The organism is bacterium (assembly GCA_041649255.1).
Taxonomy (GTDB): domain Bacteria; phylum Hydrothermota; class UBA3073; order JACQXS01; family JAQTXJ01; genus JAQTXJ01.
Genome location: JBAZNK010000006.1, coordinates 128,418 through 146,476, shown reverse-complemented (window position 1 = coordinate 146,476; position 18,059 = coordinate 128,418). Strand labels below are relative to the sequence as shown.

Here is an 18,059-nt window from a genome sequence, read left to right as displayed (position 1 = left end):
CAAAAATACTGTTGGAGAAATGGGTAGTGTATCATCCTTATGATTCCGTTGCAGTGCAATTAATAAAAGAACTGGATAAGGAAATGAAACATCCGATGTCTTTACCGGTAGTGGGTTCATAATATAAACATTGCGTCGCCGTAAGAATAGAATCTGTGGCGGATTAATTCTGTTGTCTGTTTTTCGTGTAAATTCGCGTGCCGTAGCAGGGGATAAAATTCTTTCTGTTATCCGTGTTAATCCATGTTTATCCATGGTAGAAAGCTCTTTGGCGATAGCCATTAGAAATTTCTATCCAGCTCAGCTGGGCTAAATTTCAGTTACAGTTCTCAATCATCATCAAAGAATACTTTTTTGTTCTCTACTCTTCCACGTGTTCTCAAACGGATATTCTTCGGCGTGACTTCTACCAGCTCATCATCCTCGATGAATCCCAGCGCTTGTTCCAATGTCAACTTGATTGGAGCTGTCAACTGGATAGCGTCATCCGAGCCTGCCGCGCGAACGTTGCTTTGTTTCTTCTCTTTGCAGGGGTTGACAATCATATTCTGTTTACGGGCATTTTCCCCGATAATCATCCCTTTATAAATTTCAACCCCCGGTCCGATGAAAAGATGTGACCTGTCCTGTAAGTTTCCCAGCGCATAAGAAGCTGACTTTCCTGTGGTCCCGGAAATCAATACTCCGTTATTACGGGTGGCGATTTCTCCTTTGAATCTTTCGTAACGAGCAAAAGAATGATAAAGTATTCCTTCGCCTCTGGTTGCCATTATAAATTCCGCACGGAATCCCAACAGTCCACGTGTTGGAACGATGTAAACAAGAGTTGTCGTCCCGTTTTTGGAACTCATTTCTTCTATTATCCCTTTTCTTTTGCCGAGATTTTCGATTGCAGTTCCCGCAAACCTATCGGGAACACTTATTATTGCTTGTTCCATCGGCTCCATCGTTTCCCCGTGAATCGTTTTCAAAATTACTTTTGGTTGGGATACCTGTACCTCGTATCCTTCGCGACGCATTTGTTCCAGTAAAATGGAAAGATGGAGTTCTCCTCTGCCCGAAATCCTGAACCCTTCAACTCCGCCGATAGGGTCAACTTTTAATCCTACGTTTGTTCTAAGTTCCCGTCCCAGTCGTTCCCGCAGGTGACTGTTTGTAACGAACTTTCCATCACGCCCTGCAAATGGTGAATCATTAACAAGAAAGTCCATAGTCAAAGTCGGTTCGTCTATTTGGAGCGGTGTCATTGGTAATGGGTTTAATGCCGAACATATTGTCTCTCCAATCGTAATATCGGGCATTCCCGCAACCGCGACGATGTCTCCGCATTGCGCCGAATCCGCCTCTATTTGTTTTAACCCTTCAAAAATGGACAATTTAACAATCTTGGCAGGTTGGATTGAATTATCAAGTTTGCAAACTACGACATCCATATTTTTTATAAGTTGTCCGCTCGTTACTCGTCCAACCGCTATTCTTCCCACATAATCGTCATACTTGAGGTTTGCCGCCTGCAGTTGTAATGGCATTTCGCTTTTGTTAGGGTATGGCGGTATATGTTTAAGAATGGTCTGGAAAAGTGGTTTCAAGTCAGTACTTTTCTCCCCGATGTTGTATTGCGCAACTCCTTCTCTGGAAATACAATATACAACGGGAAAATCAAGTTGAGCATCGGTTGCGTCAAGTTTGACAAAAAGGTCAAAAATCATATCGATTACTTTCTGTGCTCGTTTTCCTTCTTTATCGATTTTGTCAATTTTATTGATGACTACGATAGGGCGGAGGCCGAGTTTAAGCGCTTTTGAAAGAACGAATTTTGTCTGGGGCATTGGGCCTTCTTTTACGTCTACCAATAGAAGAACGCTGTCAACCATTTTCAATACGCGTTCTACTTCCGAACCGAAATCCGCGTGTCCCGGCGTGTCAACGATGTTTATTTTGTAGTCTTCGTAATATATAGAACAGTTTTTGGAAAAAATGGTTATCCCGCGTTCGCGTTCAAGTTCATTGGAATCCATAACCAAATCGGGAACTTCATCTCCCTCGCCAAAAGCTCCTCCCTGCCGGAGCAGGTGGTCGGTTAAGGTTGTTTTTCCGTGGTCAACGTGTGAAATGATTGCAATATTTATTATTTTATACATTTTTTATCTCACTTTCTTTCTGCCTAATATGTATGTCTTTTATTTGTGGTAGATCGGACATTTGTCCGCCTTCTGTCATTCTGAGTCGAAGACGAAGAATCTCACTCTTGTTGCAGGTTTGAGAAAGAATATTTTGTGGCAATGGTAGGTCAGACCTGCCTACCGTCAGGCAGGCATTCTTGTCTGACAGCCAGTCTGTTTTGTTAGTTCCGTAGGGAACGGTTTGTAACCGCTCCATCCCTTTACAACAAGTCATTTTCATACTAAACATTTTGTTAGCTATTTGTTCCTTATCTATATTTTTAGCCTACAAACTCAATTTTGTCAACAAAAAACAAACCTGCTCTCTGTTTCTTTATTCCCGTATCCCCTTATATTTATGGCGTTCTATCCTCGCGTCTTTCTTCTCTTGGTTTCCTGCTATCTCTTCCAATCCCTGTTGAAATTTTCTATTTTCTATGATATCTGTGTTTTCAATTTCGTGTTTATTTTTTAGTGTTTTAGTGCTGGAGTTTACCCCGCTATGTCGGAGATCCCGCCTTGGCGGTGAGCGGGGTGGCTATATGTTTCTGTTATCTGTTTTATTTATTCTTTGACATTTAGATTTCTATATTCTATAGTTTTTTTCTAAACGGAGGAAATTATGAAAAAAAATTATATTTTATTTTCTGTTTTTATTTTTACCGCAGTTGCTTCTAATTCCTTTGCTCAATACTCTGGCTGGACAAATTATACCAACGGACAATATATCACGGCTATTGCCGATAGCGGTAATGAACTATGGATTGGTACTTGGGGTGGACTTGTAAAAATGAACAAAACTACTTCAGAAAGGACATTCTATAACGCTTCAAATTCTGGTTTGCCTGATAACGATATCCGGGCTCTTGCAATACAAGGAAGTAATATTTGGATTGGTACTTGGGGTGGACTTGTAAAATTTGACGGCGCCAACTGGACGGTTTATAATACCTCGAGTTCAAGTTTGCCTGATGACAGGGTTCGTGCTCTTGCCGTAGAAGGGAGTAATATATGGATAGGTACTTCGTGGGGTGGTCTTGCAAAATTTGATGGTACGAACTGGACGGTATATGACACCTCAAATTCCGGGTTGCCTAATAACTGGATTAATGCTATTGCAATAGAAGGAAGCAGTGTCTGGGTTGGCACCACTGGCTATTGGCCTAATGGTGGTCTCGCAAAGTTTGACGGAACTAACTGGACTGTTTATGACACCTTAAATTCCGGAGAGTTTATTGGTACTGTCAATGCTCTTGCAATAGAAGGCACGACTGGTGCAAAATGGATTGGAATGGCTTATGGTGGTCTTGTGAAGTTTGATGGTACGAACTGGACTCTATATGATACCTTAAATTCGAGCAATATTTATGCTCTTGCAATAGAAGGGAGTAATATTTTTATTGGTACTTTTTTGGTTGGACTTGTGAAGTTTGACGGAACTAACTGGACTGTTTATGACACGAGTAATTCCGGGTTGCCTCATAGCACTGTCCTTTCTCTTGCAAAAGAAGGGAGCAATGTTTGGATGGGGACCTTTGATATTTATGGCGGTGAGAGTTGTCTTGCAAAGTTTGACGGCACTAACTGGACCACGTTTAACACTTCAAATTCCGGGTTGCCTTCCAATGGAGCAAATGTTCTTGCAATACAAGGGGCTAATGTATGGATTGGTATCTGTGAGACTCGTTGGAATGGTGTTTTGGGTGGACTTGTTAAATATGATGGCGCTAACTGGACTGCTTTTAACTACTCGAATTCCAGTTTGCCTGGCAATCAAATTTATGCGCTTGCAATGGAAGGAAATAACATCTGGATTGGATCTGACAATCCTTACGATGGTGGGCTTGTAAAATTTGATGGTACAAACTGGGTTGTATATGATACTTCAAATTCAGGTTTGCCTGATTATACCGTCATTGCTCTTGCAACAGAAGGAAGTAATGTCTGGGTTGGCACGTGGAATGGAGGTATGGGAAATGGTCTTACAAAGTTTGATGGCACTAACTGGACTACGTATGACACCTCGAATTCCGGTTTACCGGATAACCTTGTCAATGCTATTGCAGTACAAGGAAATAATATCTGGATTGGTACCGGGGATTGTTATGGAAGTGGTAGTGCTGGACTTGCTAAGTTTGATGGCACTAATTGGACTGCTTATGATACCTTAAATTCCGGCTTACCTGCTAACCGTGTTGGACGTCTTGCAATACAAGGTAATAATATCTGGGTTGGCACTTGGGATGTTACGCAGGATGGACTGGATGGAAAGGGGAGACTTGCAAAGTTTGACGGCACAAACTGGACTGTGTACGACACCTTAAATTCCGGTTTGCCTTCTAACCACATTTATGCTCTTGGGATAGAAGGGAGTAATGTCTGGATTGGAACCGATGAAGGGCTTGTGAAGTTTGATGGTACAAACTGGGTTGTATATGATACTTCAAATTCAGGGTTGCCCGGGAACACCGTTGGTGATATTGCAATACAAGGAAACAAGATCTGGCTTGTAACCAATAATGGCCTTGCAGTATATAATACCGCGGGACTAGAAGAATCATCAATTTCGGATCTCGGATCTCGGAATTTGGAATTAAAAATAAATAAGAACCCTTTTATTAAATCAACAGTAATCACTTATTCCATTCCTTCGAATTCCTCTTCTCCTAATAACTATTATACTAATACACTGTTAACTATTTATGACCTTTCGGGACGATGTGTGAAGACTTTAGTCAACGAACTCAAACCTGCAGGTGCTTACAATCTAACTCTCAATGCAACAGAACTAAAACTAAAGACAGGGGTTTATTTTCTAACCCTTTCTGCCGGCACTTCCAAAACCACCAAGAAACTAATATTGATGAAATAAACTTAAATAACGTAGAAAGGAGGAAAGATGGGAAAAAATGTTTTTTTATTTTCTGTTTTTATTCTTACCGCAGTTGTATCTAACAGTTTTGCTCAACACGCAGGTTGGACCAATTATACCGATGGCCAATGTGTCACGGCTATTGCCGATAACGCAACTGAATTATGGATTGGCACTGAGGGTGGTCTCGTAAAAATGAACAAAACTACTTCAGAAATGACATTTTATAATGCTTCAAATTCTGGATTGCCCTATAATAGTATCAATACGCTTGCAATAGAAGGAAGTAATATATGGGTTGGTGCTGGCGGTCTTGTGAAGTTTGACGGTACTAACTGGACTGCGTATAATACCTCAAATTCCGAGTTGCCGAGTAGCGTCACTGCTCTTGCAATACAGGGAAGTAATATTTGGATTGGCACTTATAAGGGTCTTGCAAAATTTGATGGCACGAACTGGACTGTGTATGACACGAGTAATTCCGGTTTGCCTAATAACCGGATTAATGCTATTGCAATAGAAGGAAGCAATATCTGGATTGGCACCACTGGTGATTGGGATAATAGTGGCCTTGCAAAGTTTGACGGAACTAACTGGACTGTATATGACTCCTTAAATTCCGGAGAGCATATTGGTGCTGTATATGCTCTTGGGATAGAAGGGACGACTGGCGACAAATGGATTGCTACTAACGGATATCTTGCAAAGTTCGATAATACTAATTGGGTTATGTATGATGCTTCAAATTCCGGGTTGCCGAATAACTGGCTTAGGACTCTTGCAATACAGGGAAGTAATATTTGGATTGGCACTTATGACGGTCTTGCTAAGTTTGATGGCACGAACTGGACTGTGTATGACACGAGTAATTCCGGGTTGCCTTATAACTCTATAATTTCTCTTGCAACAGAAGGAAGCAATGTTTGGATGGGGACCTTGGGTATTTGTGGTGGTGGTCTTGCAAAATTTGACGGTACTAACTGGACTGCGTATAATACTTCAAATTCCGGTTTGCTTGAGAACTATGTCTGTGCCATTACAATGCAAGGAAGTAATGTTTGGATTGGAACTACGGGACAATCTTATGGTGGTGGTCTTACAAAATTTGATGGAACTACATGGACTTCGTTCAACCCTTCAAATTCCGCTTTACCTGGCAATGCTGTTTTTGATATTGCAATAGAAGGAAGCAATATCTGGATTGGCGCTGAATATTCTCAAGCCGAATATGGTGGTCTTGCAAAGTTTGACGGCGGCACTAACTGGACTGTATACGACTCATCAAATTCCGGGTTGCCGGATTACGCGGTTATGGCTATTGGGATACAAGGAAGTAATGTATGGATGGGTACTTGGAATGGTGGACTTGCTAAATTTGACGGCACTAACTGGACCGTCTATGACACTTTAAATTCCGGCTTGCCTCATAACTGTGTCAATGTTCTTGCAGTAGAAGGGAGTAACATATGGATGAGTACTTTTGACCATTATTATTCCATTCGCAGTGGCATTGTGAAGTTTGACGGAACTAACTGGACCGTGTATGATAGCTCAAATTCCGGTTTACCTACGAACCGTGTTAATTCTATTGTAGTAGAAGGAAGCAACATTTGGATGGGGACTAGTGGTGGACTAGTGAAGTTTGACGGTACTAACTGGACTGTGTTTGACGCCTCAAATTCTAGCTTGCCTTATAACGGTGTTGGGGCTATTGCAATAGAAGGAAGTAATATTTGGATGGGTACTTATAATCCTGCGTATACTATTGATGATTATTATGAGGGTCTTGCGAAATTTGATGGAACTACATGGACTGTGTACGACACTTCAAACTCCGGGTTGCCGGATAACGATATAAATGTACTTGCAATAGAAGGAAATAATATATGGATTGGAACTTATGGTGGCGGCATTGTAGTATATAATACCGCGGCAGTAGAAGAATCCTCGATTTCGGATTTCGGATTTCGGAATTTGGATTTGAAAATAAACAAAAACCCTTTTATTAAATCAACAGTAATCACTTATCAGTTGCCGAAACTCTCGACTCTTAACTCTCAACTTTTAACTCTCAAACTGTACGATTTATCGGGACGATGTGTAAAGACTTTAATCAACGAACTCAAACCTGCAGGTACTTACAATCTAACTCTCAATGCAAACGAACTAAAACTAAAAACGGGCGTTTACTTTCTAACCCTTTCCACCGGCACTTCTAAAGTAACAAAGAAGTTAATCTTGATGAAATAAAAGATTAAAGATTTATAAACAGTGACTTTAAGAGACTTTAAGAGAAATAGAAATAAAACTCTTATATAATTTTAGCAAGCCCTTTCCAGCTATGTTACAGTCTCTTTGCTGGAAGCATTAGAGACTGGTTATCCAGCAAAGCTGGGCTGGATTAGGGATTGTTATCTGGCGTGAAGCGACACCCCGCCTCCTTGGCGGTGGCCACAAAGTGGGGCTTTTAATCTCTGTTGAAATTTTTTGTTTTCTGCCCTTTCGTGTTTAGTTTTTAGTGCTTTCGTGCTTTTGTGGCAAATTAGTTGTTTTTCCCTTTGCAGAGTGTGATAATTTTTTTCTAATCTGTGTAAATCTGTGTGAATCCCTGCCTGCCGGCCGGATTTTTTCTGTGGTTTGATTTTCCGTTCTCCATTAACCCAAAAACTTTTCTTTCTTTTTTGTTCTCTGCGAATATCCTAATTCTGTTTATCCTTTTTATATCTTTTTCTATTTTATCTCTATGTTTCTCTGTTTTTTAATCTTGTTGTTATCTGCGTTAATCTGCGTCCTTAGTTGGACTTTGTTCCATTAGAAACTTAGTCCAAGTTATCCAGTTCTACTGGGAAAAAATTCTTTCCTTTGCTTTTTAAGTTCATATTTTGTGGTAAGTACGAAGGAAGATAGTAAAAAGAAGAAGCCCTTCGGAAATCTTCCGAAGGGCTTCTTTGTAGTAACTAACCCTTATTCCATAACAATACACTTTGCAGTGGCAGTCCCGGTATTGCATATCAGTCTCACAAGGTAAATTCCCGCCGGGAAATTAAATTCGAGCGTATGATTGCCTGCATTTTTGTTTCCCGCATCTATTACACTTACAGCTCTCCCCGTTATATCGTATACTCTAAAAGACACATTACTCTCTTTTGCAAGTGTATAGGCTATCTTCTTTTCGGCTATATTATAAGAACAGGATAGCGTTTTTTTCTGTTCGGCTTCCGTTATTCCGGTGGGAGGTTCTTCGTATTCAACCCATATTGTATCCACAATTGCCACTCCTCCGGCATTTCCGAACCAATCGTCCATCTCCACGCGATACTGAAAGTATCTCCCCGCAGGAAGTATCCCTTTCAGACTATCGCCGGAATAACTCATCGGTGCGCTCCAGCTAGATGCTTCAACATCTGCCATAGTTAATCCGCATCTAACCCTGTACGTCATAGTATAACCGTCAGGCACGCAATCATGCCACCCGAATCTAAGCCAAGCGACCTTTTTGGAGACATCAAGTATTGACGATTCAAGCCATGCGTGGTCCTCGTAACCCTTTACCATCAGATTTTTCCAGAATGCAAATTTGCCCTTGTCTGTATAAAGAATATCCATAGCAATGTCAGATACTTCACCACAAGGGCCTTTTCCCATATTACACCCGTATACCCAGTGACAATCCGTTGCATTCCCCAAAAAATGTTCCTTGAATCCTCCGCTGGTGCTTTGCTCAAACCAGCCAATTGCATGATAGCCTCCGATTATATCTACCTTGTCGCTCATATCTATGTCCACTGCCATTCCACCGTCTCCGTATTTTGTCGTTCCGCTTGTAATGGGATGAAAGATAAAATTGTTTCCCAGCCCGTTGTTCTCCAACCAGAAAAAATCTCCGCTCTGGGCGCTGACGCTTATATCCATAAATCCATCTGCATTTACATCATTGGGCCAACTGCCGTCAAGCTGTTTCCCGTTCCCATACCTAAAAACAAGATTGAAATTCCCCGCCTTATCATTCAGGTATACCCTTACGCTTTTGGCATTATACGCAGATGTCTGGATATCGACAAACCCGTCATTATTGAAGTCCGCAAAATTTGTTCTCCATGTGGTATCTGCTTTGGCAAGCTTTGAACTTGAGAAGTTCATACTGCCGTCGTTCTTGAAAATGTAAACCGTTCCTTCCCATTTGTTGCCCGCGATGGCGCTGTCGTATTTTTGAGCCACCATATCAATATCCCCGTCGTTGTCAATATCTGCGGTTCTTGAGAAAAACCACCCCACGGAGGATATTATCGTATGACGGGTAAACACTGTGCCGTTGTTTTCAAACCACAGGAACCCCTTATCACCGGAAACCACAATGTCACTGTCACCATCCCTGTCCAAATCATAAGGCCATACCGTTCCGTTAGTTCCAAGAGTAAAAGTTGAATCGATTATATGTTTGGTAAAAGTGAACGAAGCCCCTTGTTCGTACCAGACGACAAATTTTGAAAAAGCTCCAACTAAATCGTAGTGTCCATCCAAATCTATATCCACAGGAACAATTAAATTATGTCCGCCAATCAAAGAGTTTGCCTCTATTGTATATAACTTCCAATTATTCGTATCAATTCCATAGGGTTTAAGAGAAATTTGATTCGGAAGACTGAAAACAATATTGGAACAAGTGTCAAAATTGCTCTCCCATTTCAAAAGAGAACTATGGTTCCCGGGACCGGTATACCAATTCGTCTGTATTTTCAAAACAGCCCCAAGAAGCAGAAGAATATATATGTTTGTCATGTTGGCCTCCTTCCTTTTTCACTTTAGTTATACAGCAATATCTATGTCATTAATTCTTTATGCCCCAAACCCATTGTTTGATAAGGGATTTGCCTTTTAAGAGAAAATTCAATAGTGTGGAAAAATGGGGTGTATTTACCTCATTGTAAATATTTTTATAACAATTTGGGGGACATAGATGTTGGGTGGTATTCTCTTATAAAAGATGAGTCCAGCCTATATTTTTTGAGTTATTTGAAACGAGGTGTTTTTGCCTCACGGGTTTCCGTTTAAAAATTAATCTTTTTCAATATTTTCTGTCTGTCTCAGGAGGATCTACGGTGAAAATGTTTCTCTGTGCCATTTGCTCTTTTTACCTTCTACTTTTTTAGTTGGATTTTGCGATCCGCCTTAGGCTGATTATCCGTTCACAGGGTTGGACTAATTTATTTGTCTTTGTTTCTGCCTGTTGCAACATTTGTGGAGAAAACCTATTGTTTGGCATCCGGGGTAACCTAATTATCGAATAATTGCTACTATTTAGAGTCGGGTTTATGCATTTCTTCCTTAAGTGCATTAGGGGGAAATTGAATTTTTATGCAGCCTTGCGTTTCCCCAAAAGAAATCGCTTCCCATTTCCAGTGCTCTGCTACCCATTTTACTACCATATCATCCCAATCCGGGTATCCCGTTTTTGATAGTATCACTGGTTTGCCAATTACATTCCCTGCGGAATCTACATTTAACTGCATTGAAAAAGATGCTGCTGTCCCCTGTTTTATTACCCAATCAGGATATGGTATTGTCGGAACTTTAACTCTTTTCCTTCCCATAAGTGGTCCGATAATTTCTATTCTCATAGGCACGGTACTTTCAGTTAGCATAGAATCCGTAAAAGCTGATTTTATGTTTTTTACTGCAACTCCGGGCACTGAATCTTCCTCCTTATTCTCTGTGAAATTTTGCATCACTATTCCTAACTCGAAAACTTTTTTTTCATTAAAAAGATTAATCATTTGTTGCATTTCATCCTGTTCAAGCGTTTTTATAAAATTACAGATTCCTTTTTTCCCGATGGAATATACCTTTCCGTTTTTGCGAATACCTAATATATCATTCCGTTCCCATACGCAAAGAATATTCTTATGTTGTATCAATACGTTTTTCCATAATTCTTTTTCTTTTTGCTTAATCGCATCTGTCAGTTCATCTAATTCAGGAATAATATTTAAAAACACCTGCGAAAGAGTATCTTTTGACGAAGTATAAAAAGTCTTTTTCTTGAATGTTAATTTATATCTGATAATTCCATTTCCCGAGTCGGAACAAGCCCATTTCTCATAACTATCCCCTTTACCTTCTTCCCATATGTTTTTCTTAAATGTTTCAATTATTTTTGATAAATACTTTTGTTTGAGTTTGCTTCCTAAGGAACTTTCTCCGTAATTAAAATTCAACTGCCCATCCTGGCAAATCTCTAAGTGACTATACTTTACAGCACCATCAATTTTTTCATATATAATTAATGGGGCACTAAATCTCTGGTCTTTATATTTAACGGTCCCTATAGCATTTTCATATTTGTTTTCTTTGGTGTTTTCGGCTTCGGCAACCCCTCTAATATTAATAACCGTTACAACCACTAAAAGATATAACCAAATCCGCATATTAATTTTCATCTTAATATTACTATTACGATGCAATATGGCTCTCTTTATTATTTTTGTCAAATTATTTTTTATTATTTATGCAAAATTTTTATTATCCTTATAAAAACAGCTGAATTATGGGATACAAAACCGCTTTTGAAAAAGCATTTGTATGGTTTGCTATAGTCACGTATTTTTTAGGGGATAGTTCCGAGCCTTTTCCGAGATCCGTGCTTATAATCTCGTGATTTCTATTCTGCTTCTTTTCTGTAAATCTGTCTCTAAATTTTATCTATTCTTTGTTAAACTCAGTGTCCTATGCAGTGAAATTTGTTTTCTGTGGCCTCTTTACTTTATATGGTGCGCGGGGTGTTTACTATTTTTTATTCTTTTTAAAACTTGACAAGTTTAATTTATTTATTAAATTGACCGTGTAGTCAGAAAAATACTGACTGGTCAGAATGTGGAGAGCGAAGATATGAAAAAAGAAGTAAAAGCAACAAGAAAAGAAAGAGAAAAACAGGGACGAAGGGAAGAAATTTTTAATGCGGCTAAGACGATATTTGCTAAAAAGGGCTTTGAAAAAGCTACGATGGAAGAGATTGCCGAAAAAGCCGAACTTTCAAAAGGAGCGATATATTTACATTTCAAAAGTAAAGACGAATTATTTATTAGTCTCATAGAAAATTATCTTGATAAGCTTACATCTCTAATTAAAAATATAGTTGAAAGCAAAAAACTGCCATTTGAAAAAATTAATGAGATAGTTATGCAAATAATATCTTATCTCTATGCAAACAAGGAATTCGTTTCTATTTTCTCTCCTGAACGAGGAGAATTCCTGCATAAGATGCAAGTAAAAAGTGCAAGGGAAAGAATTCTTTTGAAATTACAAAATCAAACTATACTCATTGCGCGGGTCATAAAAGAAGGTACAGAATCAGGTGTGTTTAAAGACGTAGACCCTCACGCATCCGCTTATATTCTTTTTGGTATGATACATAACACAATTGCCGGGTTAATCATTTATGAGAAAAAAACTTTTAAGAAAGATGCCCTCTTAATAATAGATATGTTTTTAAACGGAGTTAAAAAAGAAGTAGGCAGGAAACAGATTAAATAAAAGTGGAGAATAGAAAGATGAAAAAAGAAATAAAAATAATTACGGGACTGGTGTTTTGTCTTTTATGTTTTAATAGTATATACGCCGGGGATTCTTTAACGTTTTCTCTGGATGATGCTGTCAATTATGCATTAAAACATAGTGAAAGTATGAAAATAGAACAGGCAGGAGTAAAATCTGCCGATGCCGGTACTATGATTGCAGGGGCAGGTTTTCTGCCTAAAGTAAGCGCAAGCGCAAGCTATACAAAACTTGGCAAAACGTCCAATTTTGATATGCTTAGCCCAAGCTATGGTATGATGCAAATGCCTGTATTTGGGCCAATGGGGGATACAATAGGTTTTACTGTTGTGCCCGGCATAATAGGAGCAGATACCATTAGTATTCCAATGGGACAAGAGGAAAACTATATTACCCAATTAACCGTTCAACAGCCTATATTCACTTGGGGAAAAATCATTAGTGGATACCAGATATCCAAATTAAATCTGGATGCAACAAAAGAAGATTACAGAAAAAACAAAAACGAATTAATACTTAACGTTACCAAAGCTTTTTATGGTATTATTGTTCTGGAAGAATTTGTAAAAATTACTGAAGATGGCTATAAACAATTGCAAAAACATACAAATGTTATAGAAAAAAGATATAATGAAGGACTTGCTTCAAAGTTTGATTTATTGAGAGTGAAAGTTCAACTAACAAATATGGAACCTCAGCTGATTAAAGCAAAAGATGGATTAGAACTTGCAAAAAACGGGTTTAAATTAATGCTCGGACTTAAGCAGAATGAAAACATCAAATTGGAAGGGAAATTAGATTATGAGCCAATCACAATAGAATTAGAGAAGTCAACAAAAATCGCTCAAGTTAACAGACCTGAAATTAAGTCAATGAATATGCGAAAAGAAATGGCGAAAAAGGCATTATTTATTAACAGAACATCCAACTTGCCCAATATCGTTGCCATAGGTAATTATAGTTATAAAAAACCTCTTTATTTTACTAATGAATGGGGAACGGATTGGAACGTAACGCTTGCAGCGCAAATGCAAATTTTCAGCGGATTTGAAAATCTGGGAAGAGTGCGACAGGCAAGCGCCCAACTTTCTCAGGCAGAACACGGACTTAATCTTATAAAAGAAGGTATAAAGATGGAAGTCCAATCAACGTATTTACAACTTGAACAGGCAAAAAAACTTGTAACGTCACAAAAAGAAAATATTTCTCAAGCAGAAGAAGCATTAAAAATAGTCGAACAAAGATATAATAATGGACTGGCAACCAGTCTGGAAGTAATGGATACACAGCTTGCTTTAATGCAGGCGAAAACAAACCGGTTACAAGCATTATCGGATTATGTAATAGCAAAATGTGCATTTGAAAAAGCCGTAGGGGGTAAATAATGAAAAAATTAGTAATGTGGATTGTAATAATTGCGCTTGTTGGACTTGTTGGATTTCGTATTTCGGAAAAGTTTAGAAAAGTAAAAGAAAAACCTGCAGAAGTTGCCGAACCTACGGAAGTAACCGTAGAAATCGCTTCTTATGGTTCCATTGCCAAAACTCTTCCTTATATAGGGAACATAGTTGGCAGTGAGCAGGCTTATGTTTTTCCCGTTGAAGAAACCGGGAAACTTATAAGATATGTTGCAAAGGAAGGGAGTATGGTTTCGAAAGGAGATACGATTGCTCTTATAGACCGTAACATAAAAGGTATGGATTTCAAACCTGCCGTTATTAACGCTCCTATATCCGGGATTGTGGGAAATTTAAATTTAGATCCCGGCTCTATGGTTGCTCCCGGAATTCCGGTAGCTATGGTTGCCAATATAAATGCGGTAAAAGTCGAAATAAATGTTCCGGAAAATGATATCTCTTACATAAAAACAGGCAATAAAGCGAATATTAAGGTTTCGTCATATCCAAATGATATCTTTAATGGGAAACTAATAAAAATAAGTCCTGTGCTTAATCCTATGAGCAGAACTTCTCAAGCAAGTATTGCCATTCTTAACCCGGGACATAAATTAAGACCCGGTATGTTTGCAAATGTAGATGTAATAATAAAGGAAGATACTAATGTTATAGTAATCCCTGCAAAAGCAGTTGTTGAAAACGGAGATAAAAAAGTCGTATTTGTTTTAAATGGAGAAACGGCTGAAATGAAAGAAGTTTCAATCGGGCTTGAAAACAACGATTTTGTTGAAATATTAGCAGGTATAAATTTAGGAGAACAAATAATTACTCTTGGAAATTACGGATTAACCGATAAGGCAAAAGTAAAACTTATAAAATAAAGAAATATAAAAATAAAAAATATGCCACGAAATCACAAAATCACGAAATTATATTACAATTTAGTGGGATTTGGTGTCTTAGTGCTTTTGTGGCCGGAGCAATAATATGAATATCGCAAAATTTTCAGTAAATAAAAGAGTGACCGTAACTATGATGATTCTTATCATAGTGTTGTTCGGTTTTATGTCGTTTAGTAAGTTGGGATTGGATTTACTTCCGGATATCGAGTATCCTACGGTTTATGTAATAACAAGTTACTCCGGCGTGTCTTCTCGTGAAATAGAAGAACAAATAAGTAAACCTATAGAAGAAGTCGTTTTAAGCGTAAAAGGCGTGAAATCGATAAAATCAACTTCGGAAGAAGGCTCTTCTATGGTAACGGTAGAATTTGAATGGGGCACCAATCTTGATTTTGCGGCTCAGGATGTCAGGGATATGATTGGACAGATAGAAAACTATCTTCCGGAAGAAGCAGGCGCTCCTTTAGTTTTTAAGTTCAGCACGTCTATGATGCCGGCGGCATTTTACGGAATTACCGGTGATTGTGATTTGAAAGAATTATACAATGCAGTTAAAGATAAGGTAAAAGACAGATTAGAAAGATTGGATGGAGTTGCTTCCTGTGCTCTGACCGGAGGACGGGACAGAGAAATAAGCGTTTTTATTGATGAAACAAGACTTGTTTCATATGGACTTGGGCTTACCCAGATTCTCCCGATGCTCCAGGCTTCCAATATGAATTTTAGCGCAGGATACCTGAATCGTGGATATAAAGAATATTCAATACGAGTCGAAGGAGAATATAAAACACTTGAAGACGTTAAGAATACGGTAATTGGAAATAAAAATGGAGTTCCCATAAAGATAAAGGATGTCGGGGAAGTTATAGATGGTAACAAAGACGTCAGGGGATACGGAAGAACACAGGGCAAAGAAAGTGTCGTTATGGTAGTAACCAAACAGGGTGGGGCAAATACAGTAACTGTTTCCGACAGAATCAATAAAGAAATGGAGAAAATTAAAGAGACTATCCCTTATAATATCAAATTCCACACAATATTTGACCAAGGGGATATGATAAAAGATATAACGAAAAATACCAGCACAAGCGCTCTTGAGGGGTGTATCCTTGCCATTTTATTTGTTTTCCTTTTCCTGACTAACTGGAGACCGACTTTAACAATAGCATTAGCTATTCCTTTTTCAATTATCGCTACCTTTATTGCTATGAATTGGGCAGGTTATACGCTTAACGTTATGACTCTTGCAGGTATAGCTCTTGCGTCGGGAATGTTGGTGGATGATGCCGTAGTTGTAATTGAAAGTATCTATAGAAAAGTAGAAGAAGGAAACGACCGTAAGAGTGCGGCAGTTCACGGCACTAATGAAGTTTTGATGGCGGTAACCGCCTCAACACTCACGACTATTGCGGTATTTGTCCCTCTTGCATTCGCTACCGGAGTGGCAGGCAAAATGTCCCGCGCTTTTGCGCTTACCATATCTTTCGCTCTTCTTGCGTCTCTCCTTATAGCTTTTACAGTAGTTCCAATGCTTGCTTCCATATTATTCAAAAAGAAAGATAGTCAAATCGCATGGGAGAAAAAATTTAATGAGTTTAGAGAATGGTATGGAAGAATTTTACAATATTCTCTCAATCACAAGAGAAAAGTTCTTTCAATTGTTGGTATAGTATTTGTTGGAACAATGTTTTTAATCCCGTTTATCGGTAAAGAATTTATGTCTTCTTTTGACATACCTTTTATTCAGGCAGGACTTACAATGCCTGTGGGAACTTCACTCGAAGAAACGGATAGAGTTGCTCTCCAGATTGAGAATGCCTTTAAATCCATTCCCGAAATGGAAACAGTAACTTCATTCGTAGGTACTAGTGGTTCGGAACATTCTGCTATGGAAGGTGCGGCAATACATAAAGCATCAATAATGGGAAGATTGGTGGATAAAAAGAAACGTAAGAGAGGCGCTGCGGATGTTACGGTTGAACTCAGGAAAAAATTACCTAAAATAGAAGGCGCAAAAATAGATTTTTCCGATGTAAGCAGTGGAATGTTCGGCAATACGGGCGCTCCAATAGATATAAAAATATTCGGTAAAGATTTTCCAACTCTTCAGGATATTTCCTCACGAATTGCCCACCAGATAAAAGATGTAAGAGGAGTAAAAGAGGTAGACATCTCTATGAAAGAAGGAAAACCTGAATTACAAATAAAAATCGATAAAGAAAAAGCTTCTTTGTTCGGATTAACTACATACCAGATAGGACAGGAAGTCAGAACTGCCGTTTACGGTACTGTAGCTTCAAGATTCAGGGATAAAGGCGAAGATATAAACATAAATATAAAACTTAATAAAATTGATGTGAAAGAAATTCAGGATATTGAAAATATTCCCATTGCAACACCTTTTGGAACTACAATTCTTTTGAAACAGGTAGCAAACATAATTTATACCGAAGGTCCCGTTAAAATAGAAAGAGAGGAACAAACCAGAAAGGTTTCGGTTACGGCTAATATTGAAAAAAGAGATGTGGGCGGGGTTGCGAAAGACATTACGAAAAAGATTGCCACGATAAGGAAAAATATTCCTGCAGGCTATTTTATAGAATTTGGTGGCGAATTCCAGAAGATGAACGAAGCATTTTTCACATTGGGGATAGCTTTTATATTTGCTATATTACTTGTATATATGATAATGGCAGCTTTATTTGAGTCGTTGATGCATCCTTTTGTAATAATGTTTACGGTGCCGTTAGGAATTATAGGAATGATATGGGGATTGCTCCTTACACATAAATCCCTTTCAATGACATCGGTTATGGGGTTGATAATTCTTGTAGGTATTGTGGTAAAGAACGGTATTATATTTATAGATTATGCAAATCAGTTGAGAGCAAGAGGAATGGACATTATAGAAGCTCTTATTTCTGCGGGTAAAATAAGATTAAGACCGATTTTAATAACTGCATTGGCAACTATGTCAGGTATGATACCAATGGCGTTTAGAAAAGGTATGGGAGCAGAAATGATGGCGCCAATGGCAGTCGTAGTCATTTTTGGATTGCTGGTTTCTACGGCGCTCACTCTGATAGTTATTCCTATTATTTACACAATATTTGACGGCTTCGCAAAAAGAACCGGCATAAGAGCAAGAAAAACTATGTACGGGAGTAAGTAAGTC

General features: G+C 38.6%; 10 protein-coding genes. 6 read left to right on the top strand and 4 right to left on the bottom strand.

Annotation, left to right across the window (positions count from 1 at the left end):
- Positions 1 to 329: 329 nt before the first annotated feature.
- On the bottom strand, positions 330 to 2,141 hold the full coding sequence (typA, locus tag WC614_05910; GenBank protein ID MFA5032539.1) for a translational GTPase TypA: 1,812 nt from the start codon (positions 2,139 to 2,141) through the stop codon (positions 330 to 332).
- The gene (locus WC614_05905) at positions 2,134 to 2,403 is read right to left on the bottom strand and encodes a hypothetical protein (protein MFA5032538.1); all 270 of its coding nucleotides are present in this window, start codon (positions 2,401 to 2,403) and stop codon (positions 2,134 to 2,136) included. Before WC614_05905 ends, typA begins: the two co-directional genes overlap by 8 nt.
- Positions 2,404 to 2,784: 381 nt before the next feature.
- Between WC614_05905 and WC614_05900 the strand changes: the two genes are divergently transcribed.
- Both WC614_05900 and WC614_05895 read left to right on the top strand, forming a co-directional pair.
- Positions 2,785 to 5,034: a two-component regulator propeller domain-containing protein gene (locus WC614_05900; GenBank protein MFA5032537.1), complete on the top strand. Its 2,250-nt coding sequence runs from the start codon at positions 2,785 to 2,787 to the stop codon at positions 5,032 to 5,034.
- A 27-nt stretch (positions 5,035 to 5,061) separates the two neighbouring features.
- Positions 5,062 to 7,284 (top strand): two-component regulator propeller domain-containing protein, encoded by a 2,223-nt coding sequence (locus tag WC614_05895; GenBank protein MFA5032536.1) that lies wholly within the window; start codon positions 5,062 to 5,064, stop codon positions 7,282 to 7,284.
- Between the two features lie 714 nt (positions 7,285 to 7,998).
- Here WC614_05895 and WC614_05890 read toward each other — a convergent pair.
- Complete coding sequence (locus WC614_05890; GenBank protein ID MFA5032535.1) at positions 7,999 to 9,813, bottom strand: T9SS type A sorting domain-containing protein; 1,815 nt, start codon at positions 9,811 to 9,813, stop codon at positions 7,999 to 8,001.
- A 515-nt stretch (positions 9,814 to 10,328) separates the two neighbouring features.
- Positions 10,329 to 11,459, bottom strand: a complete 1,131-nt coding sequence (locus WC614_05885) for a hypothetical protein (protein ID MFA5032534.1) — start codon at positions 11,457 to 11,459, stop codon at positions 10,329 to 10,331.
- Positions 11,460 to 11,919: 460 nt separating this feature from the next.
- Between WC614_05885 and WC614_05880 the strand changes: the two genes are divergently transcribed.
- The 4 genes from WC614_05880 to WC614_05865 all read left to right on the top strand — a co-directional run bounded on the left by WC614_05880 (position 11,920) and on the right by WC614_05865 (position 18,056).
- The gene (locus WC614_05880) at positions 11,920 to 12,564 is read left to right on the top strand and encodes a TetR/AcrR family transcriptional regulator (protein MFA5032533.1); all 645 of its coding nucleotides are present in this window, start codon (positions 11,920 to 11,922) and stop codon (positions 12,562 to 12,564) included.
- Between the two features lie 17 nt (positions 12,565 to 12,581).
- On the top strand, positions 12,582 to 13,970 hold the full coding sequence (locus WC614_05875; GenBank protein ID MFA5032532.1) for a TolC family protein: 1,389 nt from the start codon (positions 12,582 to 12,584) through the stop codon (positions 13,968 to 13,970).
- Entirely contained in the window at positions 13,970 to 14,863 is an 894-nt protein-coding gene (locus WC614_05870) for an efflux RND transporter periplasmic adaptor subunit (GenBank protein MFA5032531.1), read from the top strand. Before WC614_05875 ends, WC614_05870 begins: the two co-directional genes overlap by 1 nt.
- 106 nt (positions 14,864 to 14,969) lie before the next feature.
- Positions 14,970 to 18,056 (top strand): efflux RND transporter permease subunit, encoded by a 3,087-nt coding sequence (locus tag WC614_05865; protein ID MFA5032530.1) that lies wholly within the window; start codon positions 14,970 to 14,972, stop codon positions 18,054 to 18,056.
- Positions 18,057 to 18,059: the final 3 nt, after the last annotated feature.